Annotated in this window: 5 protein-coding genes; 1 reads left to right on the plus strand and 4 read right to left on the minus strand. The window is 31.8% G+C overall.

The features are described 5' to 3' along the window. The 4 genes from ACH2BO_RS04145 to ACH2BO_RS04160 form a co-directional block, all read right to left on the minus strand. On the minus strand, positions 1–840 hold an 840-nt coding region (locus ACH2BO_RS04145; RefSeq protein ID WP_395043493.1), incomplete at its 3' end, for an FG-GAP repeat domain-containing protein. 132 nt (positions 841–972) lie between these two features. Continuing rightward, positions 973–2,487, minus strand: coding sequence for a RagB/SusD family nutrient uptake outer membrane protein (locus ACH2BO_RS04150; protein ID WP_395043494.1), 1,515 nt, complete (start codon positions 2,485–2,487; stop codon positions 973–975). Between the two features lie 11 nt (positions 2,488–2,498). Next, positions 2,499–5,507: a SusC/RagA family TonB-linked outer membrane protein gene (locus ACH2BO_RS04155; RefSeq protein WP_395043495.1), complete on the minus strand. Its 3,009-nt coding sequence runs from the start codon at positions 5,505–5,507 to the stop codon at positions 2,499–2,501. A 283-nt stretch (positions 5,508–5,790) separates the two neighbouring features. Beyond that, positions 5,791–7,797, minus strand: coding sequence for a glycosyl hydrolase family 95 catalytic domain-containing protein (locus tag ACH2BO_RS04160; RefSeq protein WP_395043496.1), 2,007 nt, complete (start codon positions 7,795–7,797; stop codon positions 5,791–5,793). A gap of 187 nt (positions 7,798–7,984) precedes the next feature. On the opposite strand from ACH2BO_RS04160, the gene ACH2BO_RS04165 reads away from it, so the two are divergent. Further along, a partial coding sequence (locus tag ACH2BO_RS04165) for an alpha-glucosidase (RefSeq protein ID WP_395043497.1) occupies positions 7,985–9,157 on the plus strand: 1,173 nt, incomplete at its 3' end.

The raw sequence follows: 9,157 nt of genomic DNA on the forward strand, positions 1-9,157 counted from the left end.
AAGATAATCTCTTTCGTAAAAGTCGTTGGAAATATAAATATCTGGATATAAATCGCCATTTACATCGCCAACTGTAACTCCTAAACCAAAGCCAATTAAACTTCCATAAATTCCAGATTGTTCGCTTACGTCTATGAATTTACCGTTTTCGTTGCGTAATAATTTATCGCCACCACCTTTTAAAATAGGATTTACATCCCAATCTTTATCGCGTAATTCTCTTTTATTAGAATAATTTAAACTGCTCACAGGAATAAAACTGTTGTTGAGAATGTAACAATCTAAATCGCCATCTTTATCGTAATCAAAAAATGCTGCGTGTGTTGTTATTCCAGTATCTGCAAGATTGTATTGTTCTGCTTTTTCAGTAAAAGTTAAATTTCTGTTATTGATGAAGAGTTCGCTTTTTCTTTTTTCATCTATAGAATTTCCTGCGTTGCAAACGTATATGTCTAAAAATCCATCACCATTAATATCAACCATTACAACTCCTGTAGACCAAGATTTGGTTCCTTCAACACCAGCTTTTTTAGAAATATCTTCAAATTTAAAGTTTCCTTTATTAAGGTATAATTTATTGTCGCCTTGATTGGAAGTAAAATAAACATCTGACAAACCATCATTGTTTATATCGCCAATAGAAACGCCTCCACCATTATAGAAATTTCTATATTTAAAGATGTTCATTTCTTCGCCATTTTTAACTTCGTTGATGAAATCTATTCCTGTTTCTGACGACTCTAATTTGGAAAATAAACCATTTTTATTTTCAGAATTTTTATCAGAACAACTATTAAACGTTAGGGTAATTAATATACAAAAAGCAATTCTATATAACATATAAAGTGGTAATTTTTATTGAATTTTAAGTAGCACAATTTAATACAATTTTGTCAATAATATAACAAAAAAGAGGGTAAAAAATTACCCTCTTTTTATAAAAAAACTCAAACAAAATATTAAACAAAATTTTTAATAACCTGGGTTTTGACTTAAATTAGCATTAAATAAAGCATCCGCAGGAATTGGATATAAAGCATATTTAGCAGCTGAAACATAAGGTTTTAAACCTCTTTGATTTAAGAAAGTACCAAAACGAATCATATCGTTTCTTCTGTAACCTTCCCACCATAATTCTCTTCCTCTTTCAGCATAAATACCATCTAAAGTTGCAGGCGCAGCTGGTTGACCAGTTCTTGCAGCGATGTCTGCCATAATAGTTCCAATTGCTCCTGTTCCACCTCTAGTAATTGCTTCAGCTTTCATTAAAAGTGCATCTGAATAACGCATTAATACATAATCATTGTTTGGCGCATCTAGATTTGCTGTGTCTGGCATGTATTTCATACCTCTAATACCTGCAGTTTCTAATGTTACTCCATTAGTAATAATTGTTAAAGCAGAAGTAAAAGATAATGCATTACCATTTCTATCTTGTAAAGGAGTAACACCTCCTGGTGCATATTGTTGACCGATTTGGAAACCTGCTGGATTACCAAAATTATTAATCATATAAGGAGATGTATTATTTATTCTAGAATCAGCCGCATTAAATTTGTTATAATACTCTGCAACTGTTGCAAAACCATTCCATCCTCCAGGAGTTTGATTGTAATGAGAACTCATTCTCCAACGAGATTGAATGTTACCACCATTACCAGCAACGTTTTTAGATGAAAACACTAATTCATCAGATGAACTATTACTTGGACTAAAATTATCCCAATAATTAGTTGATAAAGAATTTGACATTGCATCAACATGTGTTACCACTTTAGTCAAATCAGCATTATCAAAAGTATATGGTCCTTCTGGAGCAGCAGAATCAAATACACCTTTATTTAAATAAATTTTAGCTAATAAAAAATGTGCTGCATCAGAATTTGCTATACTTGGATCTCCAGCTACTCTTGCTGGTAAAGTACCAACAATTGCTTCAAGCTCGCTAATAACATATGCTGTTGCCTCAGAACGTGTCCAAATTAATGGATCTGCTTCCAATTCTGAACCTGCTTCTCTATATGGTGCTTGCCCAAATAAATCAACAACATTATAGTAATAGAATGCTCTTAAAAATCTTGCTTGAAGAATTTCAGATGCATTAGAACTATTTTCAATTACCAGATTACAGTTGTAAACATTTGATAATAAAGAATTCCATGCGCCTCTTACTTCACCATGATCTGGTGCCCAAGTATGTGTATGTAGTTGTCTCCATGCACCACCATCATCCCAGTCGCCACCACGAGTTGGTCCAACTAATGCATCTGTAGACATTTCGTCCATTGCAAACATTTGTCCTTGAGCTTGAAACTCTCTTAAACCATTATAGGCAGATTGCAAAATTGCTGATGTATTAACAGTACCACCTCCATCTGTTTCAATAATAACCCCATCTAATGATTCTTCCTTTAAATCAGTACAACTTACACTTAATAGTAGCGTACTAGCAAAGAGGATACTTTTAATTAATAAATTTCTTTTCATTTTTATTTTTTTTAAAATGTTAAATTAAGTCCAACACTATAACTTTTAGATCTAGGATAAGATAAATAATCAATTCCAGCAGATGGAACACCATTTAAAGATTTATCAGTATCAACCTCTGGGTCAAATCCAGAATATTTAGTAATTACGAATAAATTTTGTCCATTAACAAAAAGTCTAGCAGATTTTATTTTTGCCTTGTCTAAGAAACTTCCTTTAAAAGTATATCCAAAAGAAAGATTACCCATTCTTAAAAAATCACCTTTTTCTAAATATTTTGTAGATGGTGAGTTAGGATCACCTTGAGCTTGAGCCGATGTTGCTACACTTGCTGGCACATTTCTTCCACCTAAAAATGCTCCTTTAAAGAAATAGGCGTTTGCAGTATTGTTATATAAATAATGTCCAAAGGCGCCATAGAAGGAAGCTGATGCATCAAAATTCTTGTAAGCTATATTAGTTGAAAATCCAAGATTCATTTTAGGCAATGGTTGTTTACCAACTAGTTTCTTTGCTGCAAATCCTAAATCAGTATCATTTCCAGCCGCATCTGCATATATTGAATTTCCACTTGCGTCAAAACCTCTCCACTCATACATATAATAACTGTAAATTGGTTGATTATTTGTAATTACTTGTGCAGAAGCATTTGATAATCCTTGACCATTTAATTCTCCTGTTAAAACGAATGGAGCAAATTTTGTCATTTTGTTAGTTAAGAATGAAGCGTTTCCTGAAATATCCCATGTTAAATTATCAGTATCAATAACTTTATAATTTAAAGAAACTTCAAATCCTTTGTTTATTAAATTTCCAGGTAAATTCACAAATCTTGGTGATGGTGGACCAGGTTGTGAACCTGCCGGTGGAACTGGAGAAATTAAATTTTTTGTATCTCTCATGAAATAATCTAACGATCCAGATAATTTGTTTTTTAATAAAGTAAAATCAGCACCTACACCAGACGATTTTGTAGTCTCCCATTTTAAATTTAAATTTCTATTAGTATCTGTTGCTAAATTACCATTTAAAGAGTATTGTGCTTTATTCAATCCAGAATTAGGAGAAAATTCTTGATTTCCTGTTATACCGTAACTTCCTCTTAATTTAAAGCTATTTAAGATACCTTCTTTGTTCTCAACAACTTTATATCCAAGTCCAACAGATGGAAAATAATCGTATTTGTTATTAGCTCCAAGTTTGGTAGCGCCGTCAGCTCTTAATGTTGCTGTTATTAACAATTTTTTATAAAGTGTAAAATTAGTCCTTCCATAATAGGATTGCAATTCAACTCTATTTCTAAAAGAAGTTGTTCTATATTCATTTTGAAGTCCACCTTCAATATTGTCTACTAAATTAACTTGTTCTATATCATAACCTCTACCTCTAGCGGTATTTCCATCAGCATTATAAACATAGTAAGAATATCCAACTAATGCATCAAATATTACATTTTCGCTAAAATTTTTATTATAGCTTAATGTGTGTTCGAATGTTTTATTAAACTTACTTTCATTTAATATCGCTGCATTACCTCTTTTAACTTCTAATGTAACCGGATCAGTGGCTTGAAATATAGCTCCTTGAACTTGAATAGTAGGCAACAATTGACTTTTTCTTGCAGAATTTGAAGTTTCTACACCAAATAAAAATTGATATTTTAAATTACTAGTTAATTTCACAGTTGTATTAATACTTCCTAATAATTTACTAGTATTTGTATAATCTTTGTATGCATCTAATAATTGAACTGGATTTAAATAAGTATCACTACCATAAGCACCAACAGGTGAGTTGTATCCTGGATTGTAATATCCATCAGGAGAAGCATCGTATATAGGATTTGTTGGATTCCAATATAAAGCAGTTCCTATAACGTTTCCTATAAATCCTGCATTATTAGTAACTAATGTTGCTCTATCTTTTAATCCTGCATAAGTTAATCTGGCTTCAATTTTTAATTTACCATCAAAAAAATCATTAGAATTGTAAAGAGAAGCTGTATATTTATCTAAACCTGTGTTTTTAACAATTCCTTCTGTATTGTTAGCTCCAAATGAAACCCTAGTACTAGAATTATCTGTTGATTTACTATAAGATAAATCGTGACTTGTTGTTAATCCGTTTTGAAGAACTGCATCTTTCCAGTTGTATACTCTTGAGCCATTATCAACTCCACCATTATCTACAAATTCTTGAGCACCCATAACATTAAAATCACCACCAATTTTACTGAATTGAGTTGATGTTGAGTAAGTTAATTGTGGTTCTTTAGATTTACCTTTTTTAGTAGTTATAACAATAACACCATTTGCACCACGAGAACCATAAATAGCAGTTGAAGAAGCATCTTTTAAGATAGTCATACTTTCAATATCATTTTGATTAACAAAGTTTAATGGATTTCTTGAAGAAGATCTACCAAGTAAATCATCACCACCAGATGAAACATTTCCTCCATCCAAAGGAACACCGTCAACTACAATTAGCGGACCATTTCCTGAACGAATAGAAGAATTTCCTCTAATTCTAATTGAAGCAGCTGCGCCAGGTTCTCCACTTGATGAAGTAACTTGAACACCTGCAACTTTTCCTCTTAATAATTCAGCTGGTGAGGTTGCTGAGATATTGTCCATTGATTTTGAGTTTAATTGATCAATTGCACCTGTTGCGTCTTTCTTTTTTACAGAACCGTAACCGATAACCATTACTTCTTTTAAAACTTCTTGGTCTTCATTAAGAGTTGTGTTAATTGTGCTTTTACCAGCAACTTTAACTTCTTCTGTTTTTAGACCTATGTAGCTAAACACTAAAACAGCGTCTGCAGCTACATTCTTAATTGTAAATTTTCCTTCTAAATCTGTTTGTTGGCTATTAGAAGTTCCTTTGACAGTGACAGATGCACCAGCAAGTGGTCCTGAACTGTCTGAAACTACACCAGTTACAGTTTGCGAATATGCAAAACCAGTAAAGAACATAGTTAGAAAAACCAATAAGCCCTTGAGTAGACTATTTTTCATACGTAATAAATGAGTTAGTTAATAATTGTTTATATAGGAAGTCAAACGTAATCTAATTTTGTGAAAATTTTAAGAAACACTATAACTAAAACGTTATAGTGGTTACGAAAACGTTTTCGATTTAAAATCATAAGAATAAAAAAACTACTAAATATTTGTTATATGTATAAAAAAACACCCTTAAAAAAACGTAGTATGTTTTTTTAAGAGTGTATAAATGTGAAAATGATACGTTTATTAAAAAATTAGAAGTTTATTTATGAATTAATGTTAAAAATATCTACTATTTAATAATAATAGTTTTTTCATCAACTCCAATTCCAATAATTTTTAAGGATTTCCAGTTTTTGGGTAACAACCCTTTATTGTATTTTAAACCGTTATCCGTTTGTTCAACGCCACCAAATCCATAAATAATGGCTTGCAGCATTGCTCCTGCACCAGTTGCAAAATAGGGATTATTACTGTTTGCCGATTCTGAGAAAACGCCAAATGGAGGACGACTATTTGGCAAATATGCTTTTACAAAATGATCATAAGCTTTTTCTTTATCACCTAATCTTGCATATAAAACTGAAAGAATTCCGTGTGCCATTGCTGGACCATCTTTTTTATCAATTTTTTCTGAATAATAGGCCAAATCTTTTTCGATTTGATTTTTATCTGTAATTATATGTAAAGGATAAGCCAATAAATTTACATCACCTTGTTTAATGGTTTGACCATTGTATCCTTTGTAATTTTGTGTAATTCCGTCTTTTTTATGAATTACAATATTGTTGGAAACTTCTATCCATTTTGGATTAATTGGTTCGCTCAAAATGGTTGCTGCTTTGATTGTGTTTTTTAAAGTTTCAATTGCTGACGCATTAGTAAATGCATTGTCATCAACGTGTTGCGCATATTCATCAGCTCCAACAACATTTAAAATAGAATAACTTCCATCTTGATTTTTAACAACACGACTTACCCAAAAATCGGCAGTTTCTTTTAGTACTTTGTATTCACTTTTTAACCACGATTTGTCTTGTGTCATCGAGTAATAATTCCAAAAAGCTATTGAAACATCTGATGTGATATGCTGTTCAAAAATTCCTGTCAAAGCCCAAGTTGGCGTTGCTTCTTCGCCAGTATCGTCACTTTCCCAAGGAAACATTGCTCCTTTATAACCATAAATTGTAGCTTTTTGTTTTGCTTTTTGCAATCTATCTGAACGATAATCGAGACACGATTTTGCCATTTCTGGTTGTAAGGCTAATAATGTTGGATACATCCAAAGTTCAGAGTCCCAAAAGATATGTCCGTTATAACCTTGCGAAGACAATCCCATTGGTGCAATACTTTGACGTGTTTCAGGACGAATAAATGAATACAAATTATACAACGCAAAGCGAACACGTTGTTGCGCATCCAAATCGCCTTCAATTTGTATATCTCCTGTTTCCCATAATGTTGCCCACGCTTTTTTATGTCGGTCTAATAATTTATCAATTCCTTCTTGCAAAGCAAAAATAGGTTGACGTTCCGACTCGTTTAAAGGATCGGTTATATCTTTTGAAGTGCAAATTCCACCTGCAACTGCAAATCGGTATTTTTTTCCTTTTAAAAGTTTTTTAGTAAAACCAACTTCATCACCAGTTTGTTTTAAAATTTCGGGTTGACCATCAAACAAAAAAGTGGTTGAAGCTGCAATCGTATATTTTCCGTTCATTGTTTTGGCTGAAGTTCCAAAAACAGGCATTAAAAACTGGTTGTCTTTTAAAACTCGATATTGACTTTTGGCTTCTTTCAATTCGTCGGGAACAACCATATAATTATTAGCAGCAATTTCGATATCTTTTTTTGGTGTAATTTCTACAATTGCCATCGCCGAATATGGAATTGCTCTATTGGCCAAAATGGTGTAATCAATAGTTGCATAGTCTTTAAACGAAAAAGAAACAGTACTCATTCCTTCTTTCATTGCCACAACTTGACTCCAATTATCAATATTATCAGATTTAATTAATTCATTATTAATGCTCAAATGAAGGTTTAAAAACTCAATACCACGAACAATTTTACTAATACCATTTTCTGGACTTGGTTGATAAACTCCGTTTAAAATTATTTCTTTAGTTTTTAATGGTTCGTCATTGGTTACAATTCCTATTTGGCCATTTGCCATTGCTACACCAAAATAGTTTTGACGGGAATTGGCTGTAAGATTCCACTCGTCAGCTTTTTTTTGAGCAAAACAAGAAGTTGCAAGAAATACTAAAACTCCTATTTTCTTAATATTGAAATTCATAATAGTGTGATTTTTGTACTGTAAACTTATCTAATTAATTTCTTTTACTACTAATTTTTAGTAATAATGATTTTTATTGAAATCGAAAACGTTTTCGGTAATCTAATTTCGATTTTGAGATGTAGAAAAATTTATTTTTAAATTAATAATCTAATTTTATAAAAACAATTTAAATTTTTTCAACATTATGTATCACAAAAATTTTAAAATAATACTTGTTACATTATTGTTATGTTTGAATTTTATTTCTTGTAAAAAAGACTCAAAACCAAATGAATTAGCGGCAAAAAAAACCACTTATGATAAAAAATGGTGGAAAGAAGCGGTTGTATATCAAATTTATCCACGAAGTTTTAAAGATTCAGATGGTGATGGTGTAGGAGATTTAAAAGGAATTATCGAAAAACTAGATTATATAAAAAGCCTCGGTATAGATGTTATTTGGTTAAATCCAATTTATGCTTCTCCAAACGCTGATAATGGTTATGATATTTCTGATTATCAAGCCATAATGAAAGAATTTGGAACAATGGAGGACTTCAATACTTTACTAAAAGGAATGCACGAAAGAGGTATAAAATTAGTAATGGATTTAGTGGTAAACCATAGTTCTGACGAGCACAAATGGTTTCAAGAAAGTAGAAAGTCGAGAGACAATCCTTATCGTGATTATTACCATTGGTGGCCAGCAGAAAAAGGTAAACCCGCTTTTAGACCCGGTAGTTTTGAAGCTGATGGAAGTGGTTGGCGTTATGACAAAACTACCGATTCGTATTATTTACATTACTTCAACTTCAAACAACCTGATTTGAATTGGGAAAACCCAAAAGTTCGACAAGAAATTTATAAAATGATGCGTTGGTGGTTGGATAAAGGCATTGATGGTTTTAGAATGGATGTAATTCCGTTTATTTCAAAAGACACTACTTTTCCTGTTATTACTCAAGCCGATTTAGATAAAAATTATAAAGGTCGATGGGATGTTTATTTAGCAAGTGGTCCACATTTGCACGAATATCTAAAAGAAATGAATAAAGAGGTTTTAAGCAAATATGATTGTATGGCATTGGCTGAAGGTGCAGGAATGTTGACTTCTACAGCATTGAATTTTGTTGATCCTGATAGAAAAGAACTCGACATGGGGTATCATTTTGAAGGAACAAATTTGGGATATGTTCCTGGATATTTCAAAAAAATGGGTCCATATTCTTTAATAGATTTCAAAAAAATATACTCTGATTGGGATAAAGTTTATGAAACAAAAGGTTGGGGAACAATTTATTTAGGCAATCACGATCAACCAAGAATGGTGTCAAGATGGGGAAATGATGCTCCGGAATTTCACGATTATTCATCAAAA

Source organism: Flavobacterium sp. (genome assembly GCF_043773265.1).
Lineage (GTDB): Bacteria > Bacteroidota > Bacteroidia > Flavobacteriales > Flavobacteriaceae > Flavobacterium.

What these genes read in the sequence shown, in the direction of transcription:
- ACH2BO_RS04150 (WP_395043494.1), bottom strand. Translation starts at nt 2,487, where the DNA reads ATGAAAAGAAATTTATTAATTAAAAGTATCCTCTTTGCTAGTACGCTA.
- ACH2BO_RS04155 (WP_395043495.1), bottom strand. Translation starts at nt 5,507, where the DNA reads ATGAAAAATAGTCTACTCAAGGGCTTATTGGTTTTTCTAACTATGTTC.
- ACH2BO_RS04160 (WP_395043496.1), bottom strand. Translation starts at nt 7,797, where the DNA reads ATGAATTTCAATATTAAGAAAATAGGAGTTTTAGTATTTCTTGCAACT.